At 60.9% G+C, this 25,003-nt stretch carries 23 protein-coding genes; 13 read left to right on the top strand and 10 right to left on the bottom strand.

The genetic code is table 11. The annotated features are described in order from the left end of the window. The 5 genes from FHS83_RS12090 to FHS83_RS12070 are packed head-to-tail and all read left to right on the top strand — an operon-like array spanning position 1 to position 4,751. A complete protein-coding gene (locus FHS83_RS12090) occupies positions 1 to 501 on the top strand; it encodes a chemotaxis protein CheW (RefSeq protein WP_167083209.1) in 501 nt (166 codons plus the stop codon). Between the two features lie 19 nt (positions 502 to 520). Further along, the gene (locus FHS83_RS12085; protein WP_167083208.1) at positions 521 to 2,305 is read left to right on the top strand and encodes a methyl-accepting chemotaxis protein; all 1,785 of its coding nucleotides are present in this window, start codon (positions 521 to 523) and stop codon (positions 2,303 to 2,305) included. After that, a complete protein-coding gene (locus tag FHS83_RS12080; RefSeq protein ID WP_167083207.1) occupies positions 2,305 to 2,775 on the top strand; it encodes a chemotaxis protein CheW in 471 nt (156 codons plus the stop codon). Before FHS83_RS12085 ends, FHS83_RS12080 begins: the two co-directional genes overlap by 1 nt. A gap of 12 nt (positions 2,776 to 2,787) precedes the next feature. Continuing rightward, the gene (locus FHS83_RS12075; protein ID WP_208414574.1) at positions 2,788 to 3,630 is read left to right on the top strand and encodes a CheR family methyltransferase; all 843 of its coding nucleotides are present in this window, start codon (positions 2,788 to 2,790) and stop codon (positions 3,628 to 3,630) included. Positions 3,631 to 3,632: 2 nt separating this feature from the next. Beyond that, positions 3,633 to 4,751, top strand: a complete 1,119-nt coding sequence (locus tag FHS83_RS12070) for a protein-glutamate methylesterase/protein-glutamine glutaminase (RefSeq protein WP_167083206.1) — start codon at positions 3,633 to 3,635, stop codon at positions 4,749 to 4,751. On the opposite strand, the gene FHS83_RS12065 is transcribed toward FHS83_RS12070, so the two are convergent. Both FHS83_RS12065 and FHS83_RS12060 read right to left on the bottom strand, forming a co-directional pair. After that, complete coding sequence (locus FHS83_RS12065; protein ID WP_167083205.1) at positions 4,748 to 6,427, bottom strand: hypothetical protein; 1,680 nt, start codon at positions 6,425 to 6,427, stop codon at positions 4,748 to 4,750. The genes FHS83_RS12070 and FHS83_RS12065 overlap by 4 nt on opposite strands. A 134-nt stretch (positions 6,428 to 6,561) precedes the next feature. After that, the gene (locus FHS83_RS12060) at positions 6,562 to 7,179 is read right to left on the bottom strand and encodes an FMN-dependent NADH-azoreductase (RefSeq protein WP_167083204.1); all 618 of its coding nucleotides are present in this window, start codon (positions 7,177 to 7,179) and stop codon (positions 6,562 to 6,564) included. An 80-nt stretch (positions 7,180 to 7,259) separates the two neighbouring features. On the opposite strand from FHS83_RS12060, the gene FHS83_RS12055 reads away from it, so the two are divergent. The 3 genes from FHS83_RS12055 to FHS83_RS12045 are packed head-to-tail and all read left to right on the top strand — an operon-like array spanning position 7,260 to position 9,383. Further along, entirely contained in the window at positions 7,260 to 7,655 is a 396-nt protein-coding gene (locus FHS83_RS12055) for a winged helix-turn-helix transcriptional regulator (RefSeq protein ID WP_208414572.1), read from the top strand. 13 nt (positions 7,656 to 7,668) lie between these two features. Continuing rightward, positions 7,669 to 8,184 carry a DOMON-like domain-containing protein gene (locus FHS83_RS12050; RefSeq protein WP_167083203.1) on the top strand — a complete coding sequence of 172 codons (516 nt, stop codon included), beginning with the start codon at positions 7,669 to 7,671 and terminating at the stop codon, positions 8,182 to 8,184. Then, positions 8,181 to 9,383: an exo-beta-N-acetylmuramidase NamZ family protein gene (locus FHS83_RS12045; protein WP_167083202.1), complete on the top strand. Its 1,203-nt coding sequence runs from the start codon at positions 8,181 to 8,183 to the stop codon at positions 9,381 to 9,383. Before FHS83_RS12050 ends, FHS83_RS12045 begins: the two co-directional genes overlap by 4 nt. A 48-nt stretch (positions 9,384 to 9,431) precedes the next feature. Here the strand turns inward: FHS83_RS12045 and FHS83_RS12040 are convergent, their stop codons facing one another. The 3 genes from FHS83_RS12040 to FHS83_RS12030 form a co-directional block, all read right to left on the bottom strand. Then, the gene (locus FHS83_RS12040; protein WP_208414570.1) at positions 9,432 to 12,119 is read right to left on the bottom strand and encodes a glycoside hydrolase family 3 C-terminal domain-containing protein; all 2,688 of its coding nucleotides are present in this window, start codon (positions 12,117 to 12,119) and stop codon (positions 9,432 to 9,434) included. Between the two features lie 103 nt (positions 12,120 to 12,222). Further along, on the bottom strand, positions 12,223 to 12,531 hold the full coding sequence (locus FHS83_RS12035) for a YMGG-like glycine zipper-containing protein (protein ID WP_167083201.1): 309 nt from the start codon (positions 12,529 to 12,531) through the stop codon (positions 12,223 to 12,225). A 76-nt stretch (positions 12,532 to 12,607) separates the two neighbouring features. Then, the gene (locus FHS83_RS12030; protein ID WP_167083200.1) at positions 12,608 to 13,000 is read right to left on the bottom strand and encodes a PRC-barrel domain-containing protein; all 393 of its coding nucleotides are present in this window, start codon (positions 12,998 to 13,000) and stop codon (positions 12,608 to 12,610) included. A gap of 311 nt (positions 13,001 to 13,311) precedes the next feature. On the opposite strand from FHS83_RS12030, the gene FHS83_RS12025 reads away from it, so the two are divergent. Genes FHS83_RS12025 through FHS83_RS12015 form a run of 3 tightly spaced genes read left to right on the top strand, consistent with a single transcriptional unit; the run spans position 13,312 to position 15,893 of the window. Next, complete coding sequence (locus tag FHS83_RS12025) at positions 13,312 to 13,662, top strand: hypothetical protein (protein ID WP_167083199.1); 351 nt, start codon at positions 13,312 to 13,314, stop codon at positions 13,660 to 13,662. Then, positions 13,649 to 14,401: a response regulator transcription factor gene (locus tag FHS83_RS12020; RefSeq protein WP_167083198.1), complete on the top strand. Its 753-nt coding sequence runs from the start codon at positions 13,649 to 13,651 to the stop codon at positions 14,399 to 14,401. Before FHS83_RS12025 ends, FHS83_RS12020 begins: the two co-directional genes overlap by 14 nt. Then, entirely contained in the window at positions 14,385 to 15,893 is a 1,509-nt protein-coding gene (locus FHS83_RS12015; RefSeq protein ID WP_167083197.1) for a sensor histidine kinase, read from the top strand. Before FHS83_RS12020 ends, FHS83_RS12015 begins: the two co-directional genes overlap by 17 nt. 181 nt (positions 15,894 to 16,074) lie before the next feature. On the opposite strand, the gene FHS83_RS12010 is transcribed toward FHS83_RS12015, so the two are convergent. Next, a complete protein-coding gene (locus FHS83_RS12010; protein ID WP_167083196.1) occupies positions 16,075 to 18,147 on the bottom strand; it encodes a protein-disulfide reductase DsbD family protein in 2,073 nt (690 codons plus the stop codon). Between the two features lie 122 nt (positions 18,148 to 18,269). Here FHS83_RS12010 and rsmD point away from each other — a divergent pair, with 122 nt between their 5' ends. Further along, the gene (gene rsmD, locus FHS83_RS12005; protein WP_167083195.1) at positions 18,270 to 18,833 is read left to right on the top strand and encodes a 16S rRNA (guanine(966)-N(2))-methyltransferase RsmD; all 564 of its coding nucleotides are present in this window, start codon (positions 18,270 to 18,272) and stop codon (positions 18,831 to 18,833) included. Between the two features lie 42 nt (positions 18,834 to 18,875). Then, positions 18,876 to 19,526 (top strand): TonB family protein, encoded by a 651-nt coding sequence (locus FHS83_RS12000; RefSeq protein ID WP_167083194.1) that lies wholly within the window; start codon positions 18,876 to 18,878, stop codon positions 19,524 to 19,526. A 7-nt stretch (positions 19,527 to 19,533) separates the two neighbouring features. On the opposite strand, the gene mutL is transcribed toward FHS83_RS12000, so the two are convergent. The 4 genes from mutL to FHS83_RS11980 all read right to left on the bottom strand — a co-directional run bounded on the left by mutL (position 19,534) and on the right by FHS83_RS11980 (position 25,002). Next, positions 19,534 to 21,330 carry a DNA mismatch repair endonuclease MutL gene (mutL, locus tag FHS83_RS11995; protein ID WP_167083193.1) on the bottom strand — a complete coding sequence of 599 codons (1,797 nt, stop codon included), beginning with the start codon at positions 21,328 to 21,330 and terminating at the stop codon, positions 19,534 to 19,536. Between the two features lie 245 nt (positions 21,331 to 21,575). After that, positions 21,576 to 22,898: a M16 family metallopeptidase gene (locus FHS83_RS11990; protein ID WP_167083192.1), complete on the bottom strand. Its 1,323-nt coding sequence runs from the start codon at positions 22,896 to 22,898 to the stop codon at positions 21,576 to 21,578. Beyond that, positions 22,895 to 24,259 (bottom strand): M16 family metallopeptidase, encoded by a 1,365-nt coding sequence (locus FHS83_RS11985; protein WP_167083191.1) that lies wholly within the window; start codon positions 24,257 to 24,259, stop codon positions 22,895 to 22,897. Before FHS83_RS11985 ends, FHS83_RS11990 begins: the two co-directional genes overlap by 4 nt. Before the next feature lie 131 nt (positions 24,260 to 24,390). Further along, positions 24,391 to 25,002: a DUF3035 domain-containing protein gene (locus FHS83_RS11980; RefSeq protein WP_167083190.1), complete on the bottom strand. Its 612-nt coding sequence runs from the start codon at positions 25,000 to 25,002 to the stop codon at positions 24,391 to 24,393. Position 25,003: the final 1 nt, after the last annotated feature.

Raw genomic sequence — 25,003 nt, 5'->3', positions numbered from 1 at the left:
ATGCAAGATAACTCCGATATCGCCTGGGATAACGATCATGTGCGGGTACTCACCTTCGATCTTTCGGGGGAGACCTTCGCGCTCGAAGCCAATCTCGTTTGCGAGATTCTCGATCTTCTGCCCGAAACCGCAGTGCCCGGTGCCACGCCACTGGCCGCCAGCGTGATCAACTTTCGCGGCAGCGTCATTCCGGTCGCCGATCTTCGCCTCGCCTTCGGCCTTGCCGCCAAAGGCATGAGCCTGGATAGCCGCTTTATCGTGATCGAGCTTGATTGCGAGGGCGAGACCGTTTTCGTCGGGCTCAAGGCCGACAAGGTTTTCGAGGTGACGACGCTGACCCGCGCCGCCGCCGAAGGGCCCCCGCGCATCGGCACGCGCTGGCGCCAGGATTTCATCCGCTGCATCGCCAAGCGTAACGGCGATTTCATAGTCGTACCCAACCTCCATCGCATCTTCGCGACATGCGGCCAGTCCACCGGACTCGCCGGACCGCAACACTAGACTATTGAAGGGAACCGACATGCGCTTCTCGATAAAACTGAAACTCGGATTAGCCTTTGCCACGATCATCGCTTTGATGCTAGCGGCGGCGGGCTTTGGCATCAACGGCGTCTCGACGATGAACACGAGCTTTGTCTCGCTCATCAACGGGCCGGTAGAAAGACTCCAGGCCGGCCGAGATGTGCGTTTCGTCTTCCTGGAAATCCTGCGCGGCCAGAAAAACATGATCCTGACCGAAGATCCCAAGATCGCAGCGCAGTACGATACTCAGATCGGTGAGCTTCGCGACAAGCTCGATGGCATTCTGGCCCATGGCTATGAAATCGCCGGCGAGCAAGGCAAGCCCATCTACGCGCATATGCAGAAGACCTGGGAAGAGTTGAAGCCCATGGACATTCAGCTGCGCGAGTATGTCCGCCAGGGCAAAAAGAAAGAAGCCACCGAGCTCTCGCTTGTCACCATGTACAAGCCAGGTATCGAGCTTCTTAACAGCGCCAATGAACGCGTCGAGCAAGCCAAGGCGCAGATGACCGAGGCGCAAAAGGCGGCGGAAAACAATTATGCCTCCACCCGCAACTTCCTTATCGGCCTGACCGCTGCAGCCTTCATGCTGGCGGCCATCGCGGGTGGCTGGATCATGATCTTGATCGGCTCCGGCTTGAAGAAGGTCACCACCCTGGTCGACGCGGTTGCCATTGGCGATCTCAGCCAGTCCATCACGGTCAAGAGCAATGACGAGATCAAGGATGTCGCCAATGCCGTGGAGACTATGACGCGGAATCTACGCGCGACCGCGGGCCTTGCCGATAAGATCGCAGAAGGCGACCTGACCATCGAACCAAAGCCGCTTTCGGACAAGGACACGCTGGGCCGAGCGTTGCAGCGTATGGTGGAAAAGCTGCGCGAGGTCGTCTCCAATGCCTCCAATGCGTCGGAAAATGTCGCCTCGGGCAGCCAGGAGCTTTCCTCCGCCGCCGAGCAAGTGAGCCAGGGCGCGACCGAGCAGGCTTCCTCTGCCGAAGAGGCCTCCGCCTCGATGGAGGAGATGGCCTCCAACATCAAACAGAATGCCGACAACGCTGCACAAACCGAGAAAATTTCCCGCCAATCGGCCAAGGATGCCGAAGTGTCGGGCGAAGCGGTGTCGCGCGCTGTCAGCGCGATGCAGACCATCGCCGAAAAAATCACCATTGTGCAGGAAATTGCCCGCCAGACGGATCTTTTGGCGCTGAACGCGGCGGTGGAAGCAGCACGCGCGGGCGAACATGGCAAGGGCTTTGCTGTGGTCGCTTCCGAAGTGCGCAAGCTTGCTGAAAGAAGCCAGACCGCGGCCTCGGAGATCTCCACCCTCTCAGGCGAGACGGTGCGCGCAGCGCAAGCCGCAGGCGAAATGCTGACGAGGCTTGTTCCCGATATCCGCAAGACCGCCGAGCTGGTCTCGGAGATCAGTGCAGCCTGCCGCGAGCAGGATGTCGGCGCCAGCCAGATCAACGAAGCGATCCAGCAGCTCGACAAGGTGACCCGCCAGAACGCGGCGGCCTCCGAACAAATGTCGGCGACCTCGGTCGAACTGGCCAGCCAATCCGAAGAGCTGCAATCCTCGATCTCGTATTTCCGCCTCGACAAAAGCGGCGCCGCACCGGCCAAAAAAGCCCTGCCGCGCGTCAAGCGCCTAGTCGAACGGCCGACACGCGCAAAGCCCGGCTCGGTTTCCGATCAGCAATCGCGGGTAAAAGGCTTCGCGCTCGATCTGGCGCGCGGCGGCCCGGATGCCGATGATGCGCGCTTTTCGGAGTATGCGTGATGTCGTCAGCAGACGGGCAATACGTCACCTTGGGGCTGGGCGCGGAGGTCTTTGCCGTGCCCGTGGCGATGGTGCAGGAAATCCTGGATTACAGGACGCCCTTTGCCATCCCCGAAGGCCCCGCCTTCATGCTGGGGCTGATCGATGTGCGCGGGCGCGGCATGCCGTTGATCGATCTTCGGCTGAAGCTTGGCCTGCCGCGCCAGGAGCCGACGCCGGTGAGCCGCATTCTTGTGCTGGAGGTGCCGCTTAAAGAGCGCACGCTCTCCCTCGCGCTTCTTGCGGATCGGGTGCTGGAGGTGGTGAGTTTTCCAGCCACCGCTATTGAAGGCGCGCCGGATGTCGGGATTGCCTGGCGCTCGGACTACATCGCGGGCGTGGTGCATCGCGCCGAAGGCTTTGTCGTGCTGTTCGATGTCGCGCAGCTTCTGACCTCAAGCGACCTCGCGCTGTTGCAAACGGCGGCTTGACCGGAGAGGCTTATGCTGCCGCATTTCGAAGGCGATGGTGAACCGATAACCCCGCGCAATTTCGAGCGGCTGACGGGCTTCATCAAATCCTATTGCGGCATCACGATTACCGAAGCCAAGCGCTCCATGCTGGAGGGACGCGTGCGGCGGCGTATTCGCGCGCTCAACATGGAAAACATGAATGCCTATTGCGACCTGCTGTTCGCGGAAGCAAGCGAGGCCGAAATCACCGAGCTGATCGATGCGGTGACGACCAATAAGACAGATTTCTTCCGTGAACCGGCGCATTTCGATTACCTCACTCAGAAAATCCTGCCCGAAATCCTTTCCGAAGGGCAGCGGCATATCCGGGTGTGGAGCGCGGCCTGTTCCATCGGCGCCGAGCCTTACACCATCGCCATGCTGCTGGATGATTTCTGCCGCAAGCATCATGGCCTCAGCTATTCGGTGCTGGCGACAGATATCTGCGTGCAATCGCTCAATCGCGCGCTGATGGGCCGCTTTTCCGAAAACATGATGGATCCGGTGCCGCCACATATGCTGCATCAGTATGTGATGCGCTCATCCGATCCTTCCATCCGCGAGGTGCGCATCTCGCCCAAACTGCGCGCCCATGTCAGCTTTGCCCGGCTTAATCTGATGGATGAACACTATCCCGTGCCGAAGGACTTTGATGTCATCTTCCTGCGCAATGTCCTGATCTATTTCGACAAGCCGACCCAGGTGAAAGTTCCCGTCAAGCTTGGTGCACATCTGCGCGAGGGCGGATATCTTATCCTGGGCCATTCGGAATCGATCAGCCGAAATGGGCTTGGGCTTCAGCCGGTTGCCAACACAGTTTTCCAGCGGCGGTAGGCATGACACGACAAAAGATCCGCGTTTTGATCGTTGATGATAGCGCAACCGTGCGCCAGACCATGGCAACGATCCTGGGCGACGACCCCGAAATCGAGGTGATTGGTACCGCAGGCGATCCTTTCGCTGCCGCGCGGCGGATCATGAAGGAAGTTCCTGACGTCATCACCCTGGATGTGGAAATGCCGCGTATGGACGGCATTACCTTCCTGAAAAAGCTGATGGCACAGCACCCCATTCCGGTGGTGATGTGTTCCTCGCTGGTGGATTCGGGCTCGCAGACCTTGATGCAGGCGCTCGAAGCGGGTGCGGTCGATATCATCCAGAAGCCGAAGATCGGCATTGCCGAGCAGCTCACCGAAGCCAAGATTCAGATTTGCGACGTGGTGAAGGCGGCTGCGCGGGCCCGGCTGGGCGGCAAAGCCGATACGCCCGAGCGCCTGCAGCGCCGCCACATCGAACCATTATCGCCCGAGAAGAAACTCACCGCAGATGCGATGCTGCCGGCCGCCTTGCATCATGGCCCGAGCCGCAACGCGATGGCGCGCACCACGGAAACCATCATCTGCATGGGCGCTTCCACAGGCGGCACACAATCCTTGACGGACGTGCTCACCACTCTGCCCGCGGATAGCCCCGGCATTGTCATTGTGCAGCATATGCCCGAACGCTTCACCGCCTCCTTCGCCGACCGGCTGAACACGCTGTGCCAAGTGGAGGTGAAAGAAGCCGCCGATGGTGACAGTGTGCTGCGCGGGCGGGTGCTGATCGCGCCAGGCAATTTCCACACCATGCTGGAACGCAGCGGTGCACGCTATTACGTCTCGGTGAAACAGGGCCCCCTGGTGTCCCGCCACCGGCCTTCCGTGGACGTCTTGTTTCGCTCCGCCGCCAATGTGGCAGGCGCCAATGCGGTGGGCGTGATCATGACCGGCATGGGTGATGACGGCGCACGCGGTCTATCCGAAATGAAAGAGGCTGGCGCCTTCACCATCGCACAGGACGAAGCGACCTCCATCGTCTTCGGCATGCCGAAGGAAGCGATCGCGCGCGGCTGCGTGGATAAGATCGTGGCGCTTGGCGATATCGCCCGCGAAATGCTGCGCGCCGCCGCGCGTTAGGCGGCTGGCGCGAGCTGTTCGGGATCTGCGATGGGGACGCCCAGCCAAGCCACAAAAGCCTGATGCACCTCGCGCTCCTGGCGCATGGTGTAGCGGTGATAGAAACCCGCGAGCAGGCGGCTCAACGCATCCTCAAGGCCTTGGGCATCGCTGGGATTGCGGCTGGCGAGGCTCGAAAGTTCGCCCGCCACAGTTTCAAGCGTGCCGCCAATCTCGTCCTGGAAGGCCAGCGTTTCCACAGATTTTCCGAGTACGGAGAGAACCTCTTCACCCTTGCTCACAAGGACTTCGGTTTCGCTCTGCGCGCGCTCGCAGCCCTCGCGGATCACTCTTGCGGCAAAGGCAAGTGCTTCGGCCGCTGAAAGGCCGTTCTTGCCCTCGCCCGGCGAAGATAGCTCGCCCGCAGCCGCAGTCAGACCGTCGAGTTCGGAAAGTCCCGCCGCGGCGGCGGTTTCCAGATGGCGGCCATGATCGCGCAGTTCGATAGCGATGACGCTCAAAGGCCGCGCCGCTTCGCCGATCTGGGCGCATTTGATGGTCGTGTTGAGCGCCATATATTGCACGTCGTTCTTCAGCGACTGGATGGCGTTGATGCGGGTGCCGAGATGTTCGGCGGCCTGTGCGGTGCGCTGGCCGGTGGCAAGGGCGGCGGAATCGGCGCCTTCGATATCGCGCACGACCACAAGGGCCTCTTCCATGCGTGCCAGAAGCTCATCAAGGAAGCCGGCGCTCTGCTTGCCTTCGGTGCCGAAAGCGAGGTCTTGCAGCTTCAACAGATCGCGCGAGTGATCGGCCATCTCGGCCATGGCGTCTTCGATCGCGCCAAGTTCGGTATCGAATTCAAGCTTGGAGGCCTGAAGCTCACGGTCGAGCAGCGCATAGCCCAAGGCGGCAAGGCGGCTATCGGATGAACGCATGATGTCCCGGAGCGCGTCCTGCACATGCTCGATGCGCTGGCGGGTGGTATCGCCGATCTGCAAGGCTTGCAGCACACGCACCACGCGCATGTGAATATTGCGGGCAATGGCGGCGACGTCTTCGGCCACCTTATGCACCTTGCGGTAATGCTCGACGATGCGCACCGCACTCTGATCCAGTTCGTTCGGCAGGGCAGGAAGCAGCGTATCCAGCTGCCCGGCCAGGCGGCGCCCTTCATTTTGCGCCCCGCTAAGCCCTTCCTGGAGGGAGACGATCTCTTCTTCGACCTCGCGAAGCTCGCCGCGCCCGCTTTCGATGCAATCGGAGATTTCCTGGGCGAAAGCCTTGAAGGTGTGCCCCGCCTCGGCGATGCCGCTGGAGACGATTTTAATATTCACCGTGAAGGCGCGCATATAGGCAAGGCTGGAGCGCATATCGGCGACATGGCGGCCCAGGGATTCGCGATGGCCGCCGAGCCGTTCCACCGCATTCTGGCGACGGCCATGATTTTCGGAAAGGCCAAGAAGCGCCTTGGCGGCCGAGCGCATATCCGCAGCCGTCTTGGCGACGGCATCCGCATCCAGGGCCTTGGTTAGTTTATCCAAGGCGCCGACCAGCGCATCGATGCCCTCGATGGATTGGGAGAGAATATCTCCCGCTGCCAGAAAGTGGCTTTCGATGACGCGCCGCGCGCCTTCGAGTTCTTCGGCCAAAGCTTCGGCCGGTGTAGAGGCCCCATCCATTCGCGCGCTGTCCATCCCTTTTGGGGCATTCTCGGGCCAAGACACGAAATAGAAGTAAACGCGGGGAGAGTTCTTTGCGATGTTCCGCCGCAAGGGCGAAAAAAATATCCTCCCCCTCGCGCAGGCAAAGGGGGAGGAACCAGAAGTTTCTATGCGGCGGCCTGAGCCGACAGCGCACCGATTTCAGCAAGCGCCTTGTCGATCGCGGTCTGGCGATGCTCGGGGCCATAGTTGACGCCCTCGGCACGGATCACCGCGATATCGGTAATGCCCATGAAGCCGAAAACCGACTTCAGATAGCTTTCCTGATGTTCCAGCACCGCCAAAGGCGTGCCTTCATAGAAGCCGCCACGCGAGGAGACGATGATCACCTTCTTGCCACCGGCCAAACCTTCGGGGCCTTTTTCGGTGTAGCGGAAGGTCTTTCCGGCCACCGCAATGCGGTCGATCCAGGCTTTGAGCTGCGAAGGAACACCGAAGTTGTAAAGCGGAGCCGCCACAACCACGATATCGGCAGCGAGGAAATCGGCGAGCGCCTTCTGGCCGTGATCGACATCGGCCTGCAGCTCCGCCGTTTCCGGCGAGGTGCCCTGGGCCGCCGCCAAATGCGCGGGCGAAAGATGGTTCAGCGGCTTGGCCGCCAGATCTTCGGAAATGACCGTTAGACCAGTCACGACCGCCTGAAGACGGGCGACAACGGCCGCGGAAAGCTGGCGGCTGACGGAATTTCCGCCCAAAATGCTGGAATCGACATGTAGCAGGTTCATAACGTAAGCCCCTTGGTATAGATTTGTAACCGAGGCACCTTATGTAACCGTCTACTCCGAGCCCGCAAGAAGGCACTTTCATGAGCCTAAGTACTCTTGATGTCACCACCCCCCAGGCGATCATGCATAGCGCAGATTGTCCTAAAGTTAGCCAAGTATTGGCGCGTGTAGGCGACAAGTGGAGCGTCCTGATTATTATGATGCTCTCGAACGGTACGCGCCGTTTCTCGGATTTAAAGCGCGATATTGGCGGTATTTCTCAGCGAATGCTGACTATTTGCTTGCGCGGACTGGAACGCGACGGGCTGGTGGAACGCACGGTCTATCCCGTGGTGCCCCCGAAAGTGGAATATGCCCTGACCGATCTTGGCCGCTCGCTTTGTGTGCCGGTCAAAGCACTGGGCACCTGGGCGCTTACCCATACCGCCGAGATCGAGGCCGCCCGCGCCGCCTTTGATGCCAAAACTGAAGACTGAAACAGGCCAAGACATGCTTCGCGCCCTGCGTTTGCACCCCGATAGCCGCCGTAATGCTGCCGCCCGCATCGAAGTGGGCGCGATCCGCCCGGAACCCGACCTTCTCTTCCTGCGCTATAGCTTGAAAGGAAACATCGCCAGCATCGCTTTGCCCGCACAGGAACCCTCGGAGCGACGCGGCGAGCTGTGGCGCCATAGCTGCTTCGAAGCTTTCATCAAGCTCGGCAGTGGTTATGGCGAATTGAATTTCTCGCCTTCCACATGCTGGGCCGCCTATAGCTTCGAAGGCTATCGCGCAGGGATGCAGAACTGGGAAGTCGCTAAGCCGGAAATCGCTATTCGTCAGACGGCGGAGGAATTCGTGCTGGAAGCGGGTCTTCGCCTTCCCGGCATCACCGGGCCTTTTGTAATGGGGCTTTCGGCAGTGGTGGAAGACAAGGACGGTGCGATGTCCTATTGGGCCTTGCAGCATCCAGCGGGTAAACCCGATTTTCATCACGCCGAGACGTTTTCGCTGGAGCTCTCATGAAATTCGGCCTTGACCGCCTTCTTGCCGATCCGCAACTGCGCGCGCCGCTGGCCGAAAAACGCGTGGCGCTGATGGCCCATCCGGCCTCGGTGACGGCGAACCTCACCCATGCGCTGGATGCGCTGGCCGGGCTTTCGGATATCAAGCTCAGCGCCGCCTTCGGGCCGCAGCATGGGCTTCGCGGCGACAAGCAGGACAACATGGTGGAAAGCCCGGATTTTGAAGATCCGGTGCATCACATTCCCGTCTTCAGCCTTTACGGTACGGTGCGCCGCCCGACAGACGAGATGCTGCAAAGCTTCGATGTACTCTTGTTCGATCTGCAAGACCTTGGCTGTCGCATCTACACGTTTGTGACCACGCTGCTCTATGTGCTGGAAGCAGCCGCCAAGCATAAGAAAAGCATTTGGGTGCTGGACCGGCCCAATCCCGCAGGCCGCCCCGTGGAAGGCCTCACCCTGCGCCCTGGCTGGGAGAGCTTTGTGGGTGCGGGGCCGATGCCCATGCGCCATGGCCTCACGCTTGGCGAACTCGGCCATTGGTTCGTGAAACACTTCAAGCTGGATGTCGATTACCGCGTGATCGCGATGGAAGGCTATGCGCCACAAGCCGCACCCGGCTTTGGCTGGCCCTTGGGCGAACGCATCTGGGTGAACCCCTCGCCCAACGCCCCAAACCTATCGATGGCGCGCGCCTATGCCGGAACGGTGATGCTGGAAGGCACCACGCTTTCGGAAGGGCGCGGCACCACACGGCCGCTAGAGCTGTTCGGCGCACCCGATATCAACGCGCGTGCGGTGCTCGCAAAAATGCAAGAGCTGGCGCCGCACTGGCTGACGGGTTGCGCCTTGCGCGAATGCTGGTTCGAGCCGACTTTCCACAAACATGCGGGCAAGCTCTGCAACGGCATTCAGATTCATGCCGAAGGCCCGTCTTACGATCACGCAGCCTTCAAACCCTGGCGCTTGCAGGCACTCGCCTTCAAAGCCATTCGCATGCTTTATCCCGATTATCCCTTGTGGCGGGATTTTCCCTATGAATACGAGGTCGGAAAGCTCGCCATCGACGTGATCAACGGCAGCGCAGTCTTAAAAGATTGGGTGGATGACCCCATCGCATCCCCCGCCGATCTCGATGCGCTCACCACGCCGGATGAACAGACCTGGGAAGAGGTCCGGCGCGGGGTGATGCTGTATTGAAAGTGTGCGTGCTTCCACCGCGTCAGGGCGGAAGCACGCGACAAGGGTTTAATCCGCCAGCACCGTTTCGCCTTCAATTGCGAAGGGCACGGTGGCGATGGCTTTGGTGGCGCCGGGCTGACCGCCACCGACCGAGAGCTTATAGGCGCCGGGCTGCACCTTGATCACGCCCTCCGGCGTCACGCTGGAAAGATCACGCGGGCTCAAATCGAAATGCACCGATTTGGTTTCGCCGGGGGCGAGGCTGACACGCGCGAGGCCACGCATCGCCACGCGCGGCATACCCGGCGCCCCCGGGAAGGTGAGGTAAAGCTGAGCCACTTCATCGCCCGCGATCTTGCCGGTGTTTTTCACCTCGACATCCACGCCAAGCTTCTCGCCCGCTTTCACCGTGGCCGCAGTGAGTTTCGGCGTGCCGTAGCCGAAGCTGGTATAGGAAAGCCCATGCCCGAAGGGATAAAGCGGCTTGCCGGCGTAATAGCGATAGGTGCGGTTCGCCATGGAATAATCTTCAAAGGCTGGAAGATCCTTCAACCCCGCATAGAAGGTGACCGGCAACCGGCCTGACGGGTTATACGTGCCCGACAAAATATCCGCGATGGCTGTGCCTGCCGCCTGCCCGCCATACCAGGCTTCCAGAATCGCATCCGATTGCTTGGCGGCCCAATTCACCGATAAGGCCGAGCCGTTATAGAGCACGGTGACGAGCGGCTTCTTGGTCGCCTTGCGTACGGCCTTCAACAGCTTTTCTTCCGGCGCCGGCATATCGAGCGTGGTCTTATCACCACCGGCGAAGCCCGGCACATCGACCTTCATCTCCTCGCCTTCGAGCTGGGGCGTGATGCCAACGACGGCAACCACCACATCCGCCTTCTTGGCCGCGGCCACCGCGCGCGCCTCAGCATCCTTGGTCTGCTGCGACCAGACGAGATGGATCGACATGCGCGGATCATCGCCCCGCTCGACCTTCACGCTGTAAGATTTTCCGGCTTCGAGATGCATCGCTACGGTTTTCGATGCCTGATCGCCGGAACCGACATTGACGATTTCTTTGCCATCGAGCCAGAGCTTGCCAATGCGCGCATCCAAACCGATGGCGTATTCGCCGGTCTTGTCGGGCGTCAGCGTGCCGGTCCAGCGCACCGCGAAATGCGGCAGCTTAGGCAATTCAGCCGCTTCGATTCCAACACGGCCGCGTTCGTAATCGATCCCGGCATCAATACGGCGCAGCACCGGTGTGCCGCTGAAATCATCGTTCTCGAAGAACTCGGCGAGAAGCCCGGGCTTGCCATCAGGCGTTTTCAAAACCGAAGCGGGAATGGCATTGCCCGAAACCAGGAAGCTGGTGCCCGGCTCAAACACGATCTCCGCATTGGGGAACGCCTTTTTCAGGCCCTCAAGCGCTGAAACCGCATGAAGCGGCGTGCCGTTGTAATTGCCATAAAGCGGCACGATCTGATCAGCCAGGGGCCCCACCACCGCGATGCGCTTGACGGTCTGCTTCAAGGGCAGCGCACCATTGTTCTTCAAGAGCACCATGGATTCGCGCGCCAGTTTCAAGGCGAGCGCGCTATGAGCGGGCGAATTCAGCTCACTGTCGGAGACCTGCGCATATTTCACCATGTTCTTGGGATCGAACATGCCAAGCTTCATGCGGGCGAGGAACAGCCGCTTCAGGGTTTCGTCTACGACCTGCTGACTGACGAGCCCCTGCTTCATCGCTTCGATATAGCGCTGATAATCGGCATCGCCTTTGATGTTCAGACCCCAGGTAGAGCAATCATTGTCGACACCAAGCTTCAGCGAGGCCGCCGCGGCTTCGGCCACCGTCTTGGTGTATTTATGACCTTCGGCGATATCCTGAATGGCGTCGCAATCGGACACCACCACGCCTTTGAATTTCCAGGCATTGCGCAGGATATCGCGCAACAGGAATTCCTGGGCACAAGCCGGCTGGCCATTGATGCTGTTATAGGCGCACATCACCGATTGGGCATTGCCCTCCACAATCGCGGTGCGAAATTGCGGCAGATAAGTATCCATCATGTCGTGCTTGGAGGCAGGCACATTGGCGCCATGGCGGGTGGATTCCGGCCCCGAATGGACCGCGAAATGCTTGGGCGTCGCGATGGTGCGCAAGTATTTGGGATCATCGCCCTGCATGCCTTCAACAAAGGCCTTGCCGAACTGGCCCGTCAGCCAAGGATCTTCGCCATAGGTTTCCTGGCCGCGGCCCCAGCGCGGATCGCGGAAGATGTTCACATTGGGCGACCAGAAGGAAAGACCTTGATAAATGCCGTGGTCTTTGTCGTAGCCGATTTCGTTGTACTTCACGCGCGCTTCGGTGGAGATGGCAACGCCCATCGCATGCACCGCGGCCGGATCGAAGGTAGCGCCGAGCGCGATGGCTTGCGGAAACACCGTGGCGACGCCATTACGCGCCACGCCATGCAGCGCCTCGCTCCACCAATTATACCCAGGTACGCCAAGCCGCGGGATCGGGCGGGACCAGTTGCCGAGCTGCGAGGCCTTTTCTTCCAGTGTCAGGCGGCCGACGAGATCATCCACCCGCTTTTCGAAAGGCAGTGATGTATCGCTGTAAGCGGGAGGCGGCGGCGGCGCGTCTTTCTTGGTATCGCTATCGCTCCAGGGCCAAGAAAAAGCGGCCGCACTGCCTGTGCAAGCCGCCATGAGCGCAACCGCGGATACGGCGGCGCGCCATGCTGATGCCGTCATAAAAGCCTCCTCCCGGAATCTATTTTTGGGGCAGATTAGACGCCGGGAGAGGCGGGAGCAAACTTCCTATGGTCTAGGGTGACGGGGTTTCCCCGAATCGTGATCAGTCACGATCATGGCGCTCGCGGCGATAGCAGCGCCGGTCGTATTCTTCCCGTCCACCGTGATCGCGCCAATACGGCGTGCCGAGATCGAGGTCGCAGGGGTCGGTGGTCGCGCCAATAGCAGCCCCACCCACCGCACCAATTGCCGCGCCTGTACCTGGCGCGCCCACAGTGCTGCCGATCAGCGCGCCCGCGCCTGCGCCAAGCGCAGCGCCCGAAACGGTACGATCCCCCGTAGAGGTTCCGCAGCCGCCAAGCACCAGCAGCGAGATCAGACCAGCCGAACATGCCAATGCCTGAAATTTCATGAGTCACTCCCTTCACATTTCAAGAAGAGAACGCGGCAGCCTCCAAGAGGTGCCCAAAGTCATGGCGGAGTCACGCTCAGGGCGCGGTATGTGTTTTCAATTCTGCCGTGGAGAGGCTGGTCGTGAAGCCGCCTCCCTTCCGCGGGCGAAGACTTGACATCGGCAGGCTGACGACTTGCCCCGAAAGCCCATCGACTTTTTCGATTGCCAGCAGGACAGCCTGACCGCCATCATGATCCTTGCTCATCGCGCGCACGGCACCGAGCCGCATATCTTTTGAGTCAAATATCGGCTGACCGGTCAGATCATGTACAAGCGCGCCGCCAAGCGAAGATGCATCCGTTTGCCCTGGAGAAGTCTGCGTGCCCGGCGCAGGTCCTTGGCTCATTGGCGAAGCTGGCGGTGCAGTTGTTTGCGCTACGGCAGGAACGGTGAGCGCGAAAACAACGAGGGTGAGAAGCGTCTTCATACTCAACGAAACGTTTCCGCCTCGCCGCGGTTTCGACAAAAAGTCCCTCCACCTTCACTCACTGTTACGGAACGCCAATCTGACGCTCTTTTCTAGGCCCCGGAGCTGCTGCATGCTATTTCTCAGAACTGGACCAACCTTGTCCCATCGGTGTCACAGTGGCCGCAACCCTGCCCACAACACATCAGCAAAATTGTATTAGTTTTATGCGCATACTAACACCAGCCAGCCAGATTATCCTTAGTCTTGCGATATTATCCGGCTGCGCGGCCCTTTCTGGCAGCGATAAAAAAACGACTGCACCTACACCCGTGGCAGTGCAGCCGCCTGCCCCGCTGCCGACCCCTGCCCCGGCACGACCCAAGAGAATCGTCAAAGAGGAGACCAAGGAGCCGGAGCGGCTTGCTTCCGTCGATCCCAAGTCGCTGATCGGATTACAGCCCAATGCGGTGGAGCGGCTTTTGGGAAGTCCCACAAATGTCACAAGGAGCACACCCTCCCTGGTCTGGACATATGCTGGCCAAGGCTGCTCGTTCAAGGTCGTGTTCTATCCCGATATCAAGACCGAGAGTTTCCACGCCTTGAAGTTCTCCGCCAGCAATGGCGAGGACAATAGCTGTATCCGCAACATCCTTACGGTGAAGAGTAATGGACCAAGTTAGCCGCCAATCCGCCCGGGGTCATATCCTGGTCGTCGACGACGACGAACTTTTCCGCGAGTCCGTCAGTACCAATCTTGTCGATGCGGGCTATTCCACGGACTCCTTTGCAGACGGCACCACCGCCGTTAATTATCTGACCCAGACGCCCGAAGCCGATATCCTGCTGCTCGACTGGAAAATGCCGGGCATGACGGGGATCGAGGTGCTGCAGCGCCTCCGGCAGGAAAAGATCGACATCCCAGTCATTTTCCTGACCGTGCTCAATGATCAGATTTTCGAAGAGGCCGGGCTTTTGGGCGGCGCGGTGGATTTCATCGAGAAATCGCGCAGTTTCTCCATTCTCTTGAAGCGGATTGAGCTCATCCTGTCCGGCAACAAGGCGCGCAACGTACCTGCGCCCGACAGCCAGGATATGGCGCGCTATGGCGATATCGTGCTGCGGTTCGATTCCCGCCGCGCCCTGTGGAAGGGCTCCAATGTCGGACTGACGCTGACGGAATTCAACATTGTCGCCTATCTGATCGAGCATTCCGACCGCGATGTCAGCTATCGCGAGATTTATGACCTCGTGCATGGCGAAGGCTTCCTGGCGGGCGATGGCGAGATCGGCTACCGCACCAATGTGCGCGCCTTCATCAAGCGCATCCGGCAGAAATTCCGCGATCTTGACGCGGAGTTCTCACAGATCACCAACTACCCTGGCTTCGGCTACAGGTGGCGGAATGGAAGCGAACAGTAAGTTCAGGCGTTTTTTCTTCAATCTGATCCATTCCTTCGCGCTCAAGCTGTTTGTACTGGTCATCATTCTGCTCACTGTCCCGCTGATCCTGTGGTGGCAGTATCAGCGCACGGAACGTCAGCAGGCGGCGCTTTTGCACAATGCGGTGGATCAGACCGGGCGGGTGGTCGCGGCGATGCTGCGCCCGCATTTCGCCCAGTTCGAGAGTGAGCCTCCCAACGCGCTGGCCGATGCCTTAGCTGGAGCGCCTCTGGTCAACACCAAGGTGAAGATACTGGTACGCTTGAAGGGCGCCGCCGCAGACGACTTCATCTACATCGCCTCGGCGCCATCGCTTCCCGCAAGCTATCTGAAGCGCGAACGTGCCGAGCTTATCCAGGCCGGCATTTTCCAACGTATGGGCCCCACTTGCGACCGCGCCACCGATCTTTCCGTGCGCTTCGTCAACCCGGCGGGAAATTCCGAGCTCCTGACTTCAATGACGCCGGTTCACGAAGGCGGTAATTGCTGGATCGTCATCACCGCGCAGAATGCCGCCGACATCGCGCCCGCGCCACTGCATCTTTCCTTCTGGGAGGTGCCAGCGCTTCCCGCTGCCATCATCATCTACCTGCTCAGCGCCGCGCTCGTCATTCTTCTCTCGGTGCATCTGTGGCGGAATGTGCGGCGCTTCCGCAGCGCCGCGCGCCGCATCCGCATGCGCGGAGACGCCTCTTTCCGCAAACTCAACACGATTCCCGAACTCACCGGCGTTGCGGAAGACTTCGACGGGCTGGTGCAAGCGCTTACCGAATCCCAGGATTTCATCAAGCAGACGGCGGAAGAAAATTCGCATGCCCTCAAGGCACCGCTCGCTGTGATTGCACAAGCACTCGAGCCTTTGAAACGCGCCGTGCCCATGAATGACGCCAGCGCGCAGCGCAGCTTGCAGTTGATCGAGCGTTCGGTGGCGCGGCTGGACGCAGCGGTATCCTCGGTGCGCGATCTCGAACAAGCCGCCGCGGAAGTCGTCTATCCCGTGCGCCGCCCCATCGACCTCACCGCCTTCTTGTCGCAAATGGTGCGCGACTATGAGATCACGCTGGCAGCGCAGGCAAAGCGCCTCGACCTCTTTCTCGAAAAGGGCGTCACCGCTTACGCGAATGAAGACCTTTTAGAACCCGTCATCGAAAACATCCTGGAAAACGCGGCAAGCTTTACGCCGCGCTTCGGGACTATCGAGGTTTATCTCGAAAAACGTGGAGATGTTGTTGAAGTACGCGTTGCCGATCGTGGACCCGGCGTGGATCCGGAGCGCTTGAAGCGAATTTTCAACCGCTACATCACCTATCGCGACGATAAGGAAAGCGGAAACCTTCCGTCCACAGAGCATCAAGGCTTGGGACTCTGGATCGTTAAACGCAACGTTGAAGGGCTGGGCGGAAAAGTTGTGGCGCGCAATCGCGAAGGTGGCGGATTCGAAATTTCGGTGACGCTGAACGCCGAGGCGTAAAGCCTTATTCTATCGTTGTCACAGCATCGCATTAAGCACGCGTGGCATTGTCCGTGTGCGTATTGATCTATTAAGGCTGCGAGGAGAGATACGCATTGCTAGGGTTTGCACCCAGGCCCCACGGAGCCGGTGTCGGAACAGCCGACCCGGCTCCTTTTTTGTGCGGTGCGAAAACTTGCCGCTACTCCAGCGCTTTCAACACCTGATCCTCGGTCAGGATTTGGGGCAGGATCTTCGCGTCATTCGCGCCCGCAGCGTAATAGAGATAGAGCGGCACGCCCGAGCGGCCATGGGCTTCCAGAAGCGCGGTGATCTCTGGATTCTTGTTGGTCCAATCGGCGACCAGGAGCGCGATGTTCTTCTGTTTGAAGACTTCATGCACCTTGGGGCGCGAGAGCGCGGCTTCCTCGTTCACCATGCAGGTGATGCACCAGGACGCGGTAGCATCGATGAACACGGGCCTCCCCGCTTTGCGCAACGCTTCGAGCTTGGCGGGCGTGTAGGGCTCCGACGGCATGCCTGCATGCGCAGCCACCGTCACCGGCGCGGGCGGTTTGGCGCCAGCCACAAAGCTCAAGGCGAAGACCATGGCGAGGAGTAGCACCGCAGCACCAAAGGTGACGCCCGTCTTCACGGCGCCAGCAAGCATCGGCATGCGGCCCCAGAGCCAGAGTGCGAGCCCCAGCGCCAAGGCGGCGCCAGCCGTGGCGATAAGGCCGCTGCGATCCACCTGCTGCGCCAGAACCCACACCAGCCAGCCAGCGGCTGCATACATCGGCAGCGCCAGAACCTGCTTGAAGCGCACCATCCAAGTGCCGGGCTTGGGGAAGATGCGATGAATAGCGGGCCAAAGGCCGATCAGGATGAAGGGCAGCGCAAAGCCAAAGCCCAGCGCGATGAAGATGCCCACAACCACCGGCGCGCTTTGGGTGAAGCCATAACCGATCGCCGTCGCCATGAAGGGCGCTGTGCACGGCGCGGCCACAGCCACCGCCAACACGCCGGTGAAGAAGGCGCCGGTCAGCCCGCCCTTGCGTGCGAGCGCATCGCCCGCACTGATCGGCTGAAACTCGAACACGCCCGAGAGATTCAAGGCCACCGCGAACATCAACAGCGCAAGGCCCGCCACCACGATGGGTTCCTGCAATTGGAAGCCCCAACCGATGGCGGCACCGCCTGCGCGCAGCGCCAACACGGCAAGACCAAAAGCGACGAAGCTGAGGATTGCGCCCGCCGCATAAGAGAAAGACTCCGCACGGGCATGACGGCGATCAGCGCCTGCATGGCTCGCCAAGGCCAGCGCCTTCATCGCCAGAACCGGCAAGACGCAAGGCATGATGTTGAGGATGAGCCCGCCCAGCGCGGCAAAAGCCAGCGCCAGCCAGAAATTGAAATCGCCGCCCATCTCGGCCGCGGGCACCGGCCCGGGGGCGGCTTTGACTTCCAACGCCTGCACAGAGCGATCCGCGCTCACCAGCACCAGCACGCCGGAAAGGTTTTTCAGACCCGCCATCTTGCCGCCCGGCTTAAGCGACACCACCAAGCCATCCTTGGCAACGCCAAAGCTCTGCTTAGCAGCATCGGTCACTTCGCCGGGTTGCGCCGGGAAGAACTGCACATCCTGCGGACGCGCCGTGCCCGCGAGCGCAGGCGATGCCAGGAACAACCGCAAATCCTGGCCCAGCGCATAACGCATCGGCCAAGGCGAGGCGGCAGGAATTTTCGCGCGCGCGGCGGCGAAATCGGCGGCGGTGGAAGATGCGGGACCCGCGCCCTTGGGGTCGACCACGACCGGCAATTCCACATTGGCGTCTTCGGGAATGCAGACCTCGCGACAGACGAGATATTGCACCAGCGCCTTCAAGGTGGTCGCGCCCGGGGCGGCATCAGCGGGGACCGTGAGGTCCATCAACAGCCAGACCTTGCCCTCATAGCCATAATCCATCAGCGGGCCGACCGGGATGCGGATCGGGTAAGGCCATTGGATGGCACCCGCCTTCCAGCCCGCGGGCAGGCTCCATTTCACTTCCGTCGGCTGGCCGGCCTCGCCCGGGTTCAGCCAATAGGTATGCCAGCCAGTCTCGATATTCTGCTCGACGGCAACCGTAAAAGTTGAACCGGGCTTGACCCCATCGCGATCCGCGATCAGCCGGACATGCACTTTCGGCGGCTGAGAGGGCGGCGGCAGGGTGTCGGCCGCGGCAGAGATGGTCAGGCCCAGAAGGGCGGCGAGGCAGAAAAGAAGCTGGCGCATGGGCGGAACCTACCCTGGACGGAGCAAAAGCGCCAATACCTCTATTGTATGCCAAACTTTTGTGAATCACCGGCTTTTGGCGGGAGGCGGGTTTGAGTAGGGTCCGCCCCCGGAGAAAAAATATGCGCATTACGGCTGGATTATACGGTGGACGCAATTTGGTAACCCCGCGCGACATGCGGGTGCGCCCGACCGCGGATAAGGTGCGCCAGGCCGTCTTCAACATTCTGATGCATCACGATTTCGGCAACGGCTTCGCGCTGGACGGCGCGCGCGTGATCGACCTTTTCTCAGGCACCGGCGCGATGGGTATCGAAGCCATGAGCCGGGGCGGCGCCTTCTGCCTCTTCGTGGATGATTCCGCCGATAGCCGCGCCCTTGTCCGCGAGAATGTGGAAGCGCTCTCGCTCACCGGCACGACCAAGATCTGGCGGCGCGATGCCACCGATCTCGGCCCCATGGCGGCGGGCGCTGGCGGGCCATTCGATCTCGTGATCATCGACCCGCCCTATCACAAAAACCTGATCGCCCCGGCGCTGAAGAGTTTGCGCGAGGGCGGCTGGCTGTCGGAGCGCGCCGTCCTGGTGGTGGAAGCCGCCGAAGACGAAACAATCGCTGATGAAGGCTTCACTAAAGAAGACGAACGGGTTTATGGCGAGACACGGGTGGCGTTTTTGCGCAAGTAAAGTGTAAACCGTTCGCGTTGAGCGTCATCAGGGGGAAACAGGGTGATTTTCAGATCCGCATTGGTTTGCGCGGCGCTCTTTGCCGCTGCAGCTGTAGCGCAGGATGGTGATACCCCCCTCGACGTGCCACCGCCCTTGCCTACTTCGCCAACCAGTCTAGGCGCGCCGCATTTCTGTTCTCATTATCCTCAAGAAGCCAAAGACGCACACGAAGAAGGGCGCGCGGATCTGACGTTTCTCGTGACCGAAAACGGCGAGACCGCGGATATCAAAGTGTCTCACTCCACCGGCTCGAAAGCGCTCGATGAAGAAGCAATTTCCTGCGCGAGCAAGTGGAGATACCGCCCGGCCATGCAGAATGGGAAACCCGTCGCAATGCGCTGGAGCGCCTCGGCACAGTGGTTCTTGGGCGATGCCACTTCCATGCCGGATACCGTTCCAGCCAAACCCGCGGGCCCGCAAACCTGCTCGCGCCCTTCGGACATCCCAATCACACCGGGAACAAAAACTGCGCTTGCCCTTGAGATCGAGGAAGATGGCCATGTCTCCATGGTCTATCTCGAAAAATCGAGCGGCAATTCCGCGCTAGACGCCCTTGCCGGTAAATGCGCAAAGACATGGCATTTCCAGCCCGCTACGAAAGATGGCGCCCCCACATTCTCGACATTGCATGTAGCGCTTCCCTGGGGCTGAGGCGAACCTACCGCCGCCCAAACAGCTTTTCGATATCGGCGAGTTTCAGTTCCACGTAAGTCGGGCGGCCATGGTTGCATTGGCCGGAATGGGGCGTCTTTTCCATTTCGCGCAGCAGCGCATTCATTTCTTCCGCGGTGAGGCGGCGGCCGGCGCGCACGCTCGTGTGGCAGGCAAGCGTGCCCGCGACCTCTTCCATGCGCTCTTTCAAGGAATGCGCTGAACCGGTCTCAGCAAGATCATCGGCGAGATCGCGGATCAGGCCCTTCACATCCATCTGGCCCAGCATGGCTGGGGTTTCGCGCACTAAGATCGCATCCGGCCCGAAGGCTTCCACCACCAGCCCCAATTCGGCGAGCTCATCGGCGCGCGCAGCGACGCGATCCACCTCGGAAGGATCAAGATCGACCACTTCGGGCACAAGCAAAGGCTGACGGGCGATGCCGCCCTCCTCCATCTGCTTTTTCATGCGCTCATAGGTGAGGCGTTCATGCGCGGCATGCTGATCGACAATGACAATGCCATCGGCGGTCTGCGCCACGATATAGGTTTCATGCAGCTGCGCCCGCGCGGCGCCCAAAGGCGTCGCCACCACTTGCGGCGGCGGTTCGGCGATGGTCTCAGCTTCCACGCGGGCGGCAGGCGCGAAGGGTGCCTGATATTCACGCGACACATCAAAAGCGGACGGTGCGCGATAGGGCGCGGGGCTGAAAGAGGGCTGATAATAGGCAGGCGCCTCGAACCGCTCAGGCTTGAGCGCGGATAAAGCGTCGGACGCAACCGTGGTGGAGGCCTGATGCCCAGCCTGCTGGATGGCGTGTTTCAGCGCCGACACGATCATGCCGCGCACCAGCCCCGCATCACGGAACCGCACTTCGGTTTTGGCCGGGTGCACATTCACATCGACGAAAGCCGGATCGCATTCCAGGAACAGCGCCAGCGCGGGGTGGCGGTCACGCGCGAGGAAATCGGCATAGGCTCCACGCACCGCGCCGACGAGAAGCTTGTCGCGCACGGGCCGCCCGTTCACGAACAAGAACTGCATCTGCGCATTGCCGCGGTTATAGGTCGGCAGGCCCGCGAAGCCGATCAGCTTCAAGCCTTCGCGCCCCGTCTCTATCGGCAGCGCGTTGGCGGCAAATTCCTTGCCCATGATGCGCGCGAGACGCTTCAACCGCCCTTCGAAGAGTTCGCTTTCGGCAGGCAGATCGAGCGCGGTGCGGCCATCGACCGTCAGGGTGAAAGCCACATCCGGCCGCGCCATGGCGAGGCGCTTGATCACGTCACTGGTCGCCATGTCTTCGGCGCGCGCAGACTTCATGAATTTCAGCCGCGCGGGCGTGGCATAGAAAAGCTCTCGCACATCCACCCGCGTGCCCGATTGACCGCTGGAGAGATAGCCTGCCGGACGCGGGCCATCCATCGCGCCGCCATGCACTTCCACCGTATGAGCCTCGCTCTCCTTGCTGCGCGAGGTGATGGCAAGATGCGCCACCGCGCCGATGGAGGGCAGCGCTTCACCGCGAAAACCCATAGTGAAGATGTGAGAGAGATCGTCGTCCTTCAGCTTGGAGGTGGCGTGGCGCTCGATCGCCAGCATCAAATCCTCCGCGCCCATCCCTTCGCCATTGTCTTCCACCAGGATGAGATCGGCGCCGCCATTCGACACCGAAACGGAAATCGCGGTTGCGCCTGCATCGAGCGCATTCTCCACCAGTTCCTTTACGGCGCTGGCCGGACGCTCCACCACCTCGCCCGCGGCGATGCGATTGATGGTTCCTTCGGTAAGACGGCGGATTTTCATGGGGGGAGTTTAAGCAAGAGACGGAGTGGCTTCCACCCTCCCCTTGAGGGAGGGTCGAAATTGGCGGCGCAACGCGGCGCGAATTTCGGGGAGGGGTATGTCGTGAAGCCGGAAAATGTACACAGACATTGGCTTTTGTGATGCCAAACCCATCAGTGCCTCATGCACAGCTTTCTCGACATACCCCTCCCCGAAAAATGCATCCGCATTTTTCGACCCTCCCTCAAGGGGAGGGTCGGAGGGCTTCACGGCGAATCGGCGGGTTCGGTGTTGCGTGTGGGCAAAGACCCGGCAACCACGATGGTCATTTTTGCAGGATCAAACAGGCGGCGCGCCACCCGGCGCACATCCTCGCGACTCACCGCATTGATCATCCCCGCGCGGCGGTCGAGATAATCAATCGGCAGACCAAGCTGCTGGAAAGTGTTGAGCTGTGCGGCAATGTCGGCATTCGAGGTGAAGGAGAGCGGGAAAGACCCATTCAGATATTGCTTGGCATCGGCGATTTCCGCATCGCTTGGCCCGTCATTGACGAAGTTACGCAGCACGTCCTTCAACACCGTGATCGTTTCGCGCACCGAGTCGCGCCGCGTCGCAACTGTGCCAATCATCACACCGGCGCGGCGATAGGGCAGAAGATCTGTGGAAATATCGTAGGTGAGCCCACGCTTCTCACGAATTTCCCGCGTTAGCCGTGAGCCGGAACCCGCTCCGCCCAGAATGTAATTGGCGATCATACCTGCCATGTAATCGCGGTCGCTGCGCAAAAGACCCGGCGCACCAAAGAACACCGCAGGCTGGGGCACATCCATCGCCAGCATATGCAGGCCCTGCGAACCAACGCGAACTGGTGCAGGCGGCAGTGCTGGCGTGGTGGTCGGCAATGTGCCGAAAGCGGACTTCAGCAGCGGCGTCAGCGCGGCGGCGGTGATATCGCCGGCCACGGCGATTTTCATGCCGCCCAGCACCCAATGGGTTTTGACAAAGCCATGCAGCTCATACGCGGAAATGGAAGCAAGGCTTTTAGGATCGCCGCCGACCGAACGGCCATAGGTATAGGGACCGAAATAAAGGCTGTAGAAGCCACGCTCGGCCACCGCCACGGGATCGCTGCGGGAAAGGTCATACTCCTGCATCATCTGCAAGCGCACGCGCGTCACCGCATCGGCATCAAAGCGCGGCTTGGTCACGGCGAGTCCCAAAAGCCGGAACGCCTCTTTCGCATTGGCCGAGAGCGTCATCACACTGATGGTGAGGCTGTCGCGCGAGGGCGTCATCTGCAATTGGATGCCGCGCGCGGCGAGCGCCGCCTGATAGGCATCGGCAGAGAGATTGCCCGCGCCCTCATTCAGAAGATAGGCCGACAGCGCGGCCATCCCGGCCTTGCCCGCCGGATCATAGGAAGCGCCTGCGGGAAATGAGATTGTCAGCGCGATCACCGGCTGCGTGTGATCCTCGGAGAGCCACACGGGCACATTAGGAAGCGCGGCGACAGGCTTCACCGAGACCGCCCCCGACGGAAGCAAGACGGCGAAGAAGCAGAAGAGGAAGGGCAGAAGCCGTTTCATGGCTTGGGCAGAAGATAGGCGGTAACCGCTTCATTGCGGTTCAACGCTTCAGCGGCGGCGGCTTGCACCTGAGCCGGTTTCAGAGCCTGCACGCGGGCGGGCCATTGCTGCACATCGAAGCCGGTCAGCCCCACGGCGAGCGCGCGGGCATAGGCAGAAGCCATCTCGAACTGGCTATCGCGGCGGAATTGCGCGCCCGCCACAAGCTGGGTTTTGGCGCGGGCGAAATCTTCCTTGGAGGGAGGACGGCGCTGGATGTTGGAGATCACCTCGTCCACCGCGCGTTCAATCGTGTCGAGCGGCACGCCCGGGCGCGGGGTAACGGAAATCGAGAACTGGCCGCTATCGCGCGCATAGCCGTCATAGGAGACAGAGGCATCGGTCGCGATACGCCGCTCCACCACCAGCTTGCGATAGAGCGCCGACGTCGCGTCTCCGCCCATCAGCCGCGCCAGAAGCTCCAAGGATTCCGCCGCACCCGCGGGGGCATCAGCGTAGCTCTGCACGCGGTAAAGGCGCAGGAACAGCGGCACTTTCGCGTCTTTACGGGTGACGACGAAACGGTTCTCGCCCATGCGGCGCGGCTGCGCGTAATCGATGCGGGCGGCAAGCTCTCGCGGCTGTACTGGGCCATATTCGGCTTCAGCAACCTGGCGCACTTCATCGGGCGTGACATCGCCCGCCACGATCAGCACCGCATTGTTCGGCGCATAATGGCGGCGATAGAAATTCTCCGCCTCCTGGCGGCCAATGCGGCGGATTTCCTCCGGCCAACCGATCACGGGACGGGCATAAGGATGGGTGAGATAGAGGGCGGCTTCCGCCTGCTCCAAGACCAGCGCCTGGGGATCGTTGTCGATGCGCATGCGTCGCTCTTCAGTCACCACATCGCGCTCGGCCATCACCGCGTTTTCGGAGAGATCGAGCCCGGCCATGCGGTCGGCTTCGAGGCGCGCCACCAGACGGAATTTGTCTTTCGCAATCTGCTCGTGAAAGACGGTGTAATCGTGCGTGGTGAAGGCGTTGTCGTCGCCCCCTGCCCGCGCGATATTCTGCGAAAAGGCGCCGCCCGGATTATTCCGCGTGCCGCGGAACATCATGTGTTCAAAGAAATGGGCGAGACCGGAAATGCCCGGCGGATCGTCCACCGCACCGACTTTATAGACCACCATCTGGGTGATCACCGGCGCGCGGTGATCGGGTACCACCACCACCTGCAATCCATTTTGCAGCACGAACTGAAAAGTTTTGGTGCTCGGCGCAGGCGCTTGCGCCGCGGTGGCCGCACAGAGCGCGGCAAAACCCGCCACGGCCGAAACCACTGCCGTGGTCAAAGTGCTCAGCGCGGTTCTGGGTTTCATCTTGCGGATCGCCAAAAAAGCCTCGGGCGGGACTCTCCCGCCCACTGCTGAGTATACGCCAGCGTAGCGCTTTCAGGAAAAGTGGAAGCCGGTTTTCCGTCCGAAAGCGCGAAAGTCAAAAAGTCAGTCGATCAGAACCAGTCGAACCAGCCGTCAAACCAGCCCTTGTCTTCTTTCTTCTCTTCCGCAGGCTTGGCCGGGCCGGAAGCAGCAGGCGCGCCTGCTGCAGGCGCGGCGCCGGGCTGACCGGCGCGCTTGCTATCCAGACGCTTGGCTTCCTTATCCGCGTCGAGCGGGGCGTTGGTCGTGTCTTCCTTGGGCTTCTGCCAGAACAGGATGTCCTTGGTGAAGCCGTCATCGGTGGCGATCATGCCCTTGTAATCCGAGGCCAGATGCTGGCGAATCTGCGGATCGGTGTTCTGCACCTTGGCATTGGCGAGGAGCATCTTCTCGCTGTCGCTATAAGTGTTCGGCAACTGCGCCGCGATGGTCGCCGCATCGTTACCGAACAGCGCATCTTCAGCGGCTTCCGTCGGCTCGACCTGATTGGTCGGCACCGCACCCGGGCGGGGCGGCAGAAGATTGAAGTCCGGCGGGATCACCAGCGGCGCCTTGGTGGTGACGGCGAATTCGTCCGGCGCGCTCTTGTCCATGCCGGCGGCGTTGCGAATCGTATCGCACCCGGCAAGGGCCACGGCGGCAGCGGCCAAAAGCGCCGCATTGCGCAGCATACGGATGGTCATC

This window comes from Rhizomicrobium palustre, assembly GCF_011761565.1.
Lineage (GTDB): Bacteria > Pseudomonadota > Alphaproteobacteria > Micropepsales > Micropepsaceae > Rhizomicrobium > Rhizomicrobium palustre.
The sequence above is the reverse complement of the archived record's forward strand: the minus strand, read 5'-3'. Positions and strand labels throughout refer to the sequence as shown.

Excerpts from the sequence above, each read along its gene's own strand:
- FHS83_RS12090 (WP_167083209.1), top strand. The coding sequence starts at position 1 with ATGCAAGATAACTCCGATATCGCCTGGGATAACGATCATGTGCGGGTA.
- FHS83_RS12085 (WP_167083208.1), top strand. The coding sequence starts at position 521 with ATGCGCTTCTCGATAAAACTGAAACTCGGATTAGCCTTTGCCACGATC.
- FHS83_RS12080 (WP_167083207.1), top strand. The coding sequence starts at position 2,305 with ATGTCGTCAGCAGACGGGCAATACGTCACCTTGGGGCTGGGCGCGGAG.
- FHS83_RS12075 (WP_208414574.1), top strand. The coding sequence starts at position 2,788 with ATGCTGCCGCATTTCGAAGGCGATGGTGAACCGATAACCCCGCGCAAT.
- FHS83_RS12070 (WP_167083206.1), top strand. The coding sequence starts at position 3,633 with ATGACACGACAAAAGATCCGCGTTTTGATCGTTGATGATAGCGCAACC.
- FHS83_RS12065 (WP_167083205.1), bottom strand. The coding sequence starts at position 6,427 with ATGGACAGCGCGCGAATGGATGGGGCCTCTACACCGGCCGAAGCTTTG.
- FHS83_RS12060 (WP_167083204.1), bottom strand. The coding sequence starts at position 7,179 with ATGAACCTGCTACATGTCGATTCCAGCATTTTGGGCGGAAATTCCGTC.
- FHS83_RS12055 (WP_208414572.1), top strand. The coding sequence starts at position 7,260 with ATGAGCCTAAGTACTCTTGATGTCACCACCCCCCAGGCGATCATGCAT.
- FHS83_RS12050 (WP_167083203.1), top strand. The coding sequence starts at position 7,669 with ATGCTTCGCGCCCTGCGTTTGCACCCCGATAGCCGCCGTAATGCTGCC.
- FHS83_RS12045 (WP_167083202.1), top strand. The coding sequence starts at position 8,181 with ATGAAATTCGGCCTTGACCGCCTTCTTGCCGATCCGCAACTGCGCGCG.
- FHS83_RS12040 (WP_208414570.1), bottom strand. The coding sequence starts at position 12,119 with ATGACGGCATCAGCATGGCGCGCCGCCGTATCCGCGGTTGCGCTCATG.
- FHS83_RS12035 (WP_167083201.1), bottom strand. The coding sequence starts at position 12,531 with ATGAAATTTCAGGCATTGGCATGTTCGGCTGGTCTGATCTCGCTGCTG.
- FHS83_RS12030 (WP_167083200.1), bottom strand. The coding sequence starts at position 13,000 with ATGAAGACGCTTCTCACCCTCGTTGTTTTCGCGCTCACCGTTCCTGCC.
- FHS83_RS12020 (WP_167083198.1), top strand. The coding sequence starts at position 13,649 with ATGGACCAAGTTAGCCGCCAATCCGCCCGGGGTCATATCCTGGTCGTC.
- FHS83_RS12015 (WP_167083197.1), top strand. The coding sequence starts at position 14,385 with ATGGAAGCGAACAGTAAGTTCAGGCGTTTTTTCTTCAATCTGATCCAT.
- FHS83_RS12010 (WP_167083196.1), bottom strand. The coding sequence starts at position 18,147 with ATGCGCCAGCTTCTTTTCTGCCTCGCCGCCCTTCTGGGCCTGACCATC.
- rsmD (WP_167083195.1), top strand. The coding sequence starts at position 18,270 with ATGCGCATTACGGCTGGATTATACGGTGGACGCAATTTGGTAACCCCG.
- mutL (WP_167083193.1), bottom strand. The coding sequence starts at position 21,330 with ATGAAAATCCGCCGTCTTACCGAAGGAACCATCAATCGCATCGCCGCG.
- FHS83_RS11990 (WP_167083192.1), bottom strand. The coding sequence starts at position 22,898 with ATGAAACGGCTTCTGCCCTTCCTCTTCTGCTTCTTCGCCGTCTTGCTT.
- FHS83_RS11985 (WP_167083191.1), bottom strand. The coding sequence starts at position 24,259 with ATGAAACCCAGAACCGCGCTGAGCACTTTGACCACGGCAGTGGTTTCG.
- FHS83_RS11980 (WP_167083190.1), bottom strand. The coding sequence starts at position 25,002 with ATGACCATCCGTATGCTGCGCAATGCGGCGCTTTTGGCCGCTGCCGCC.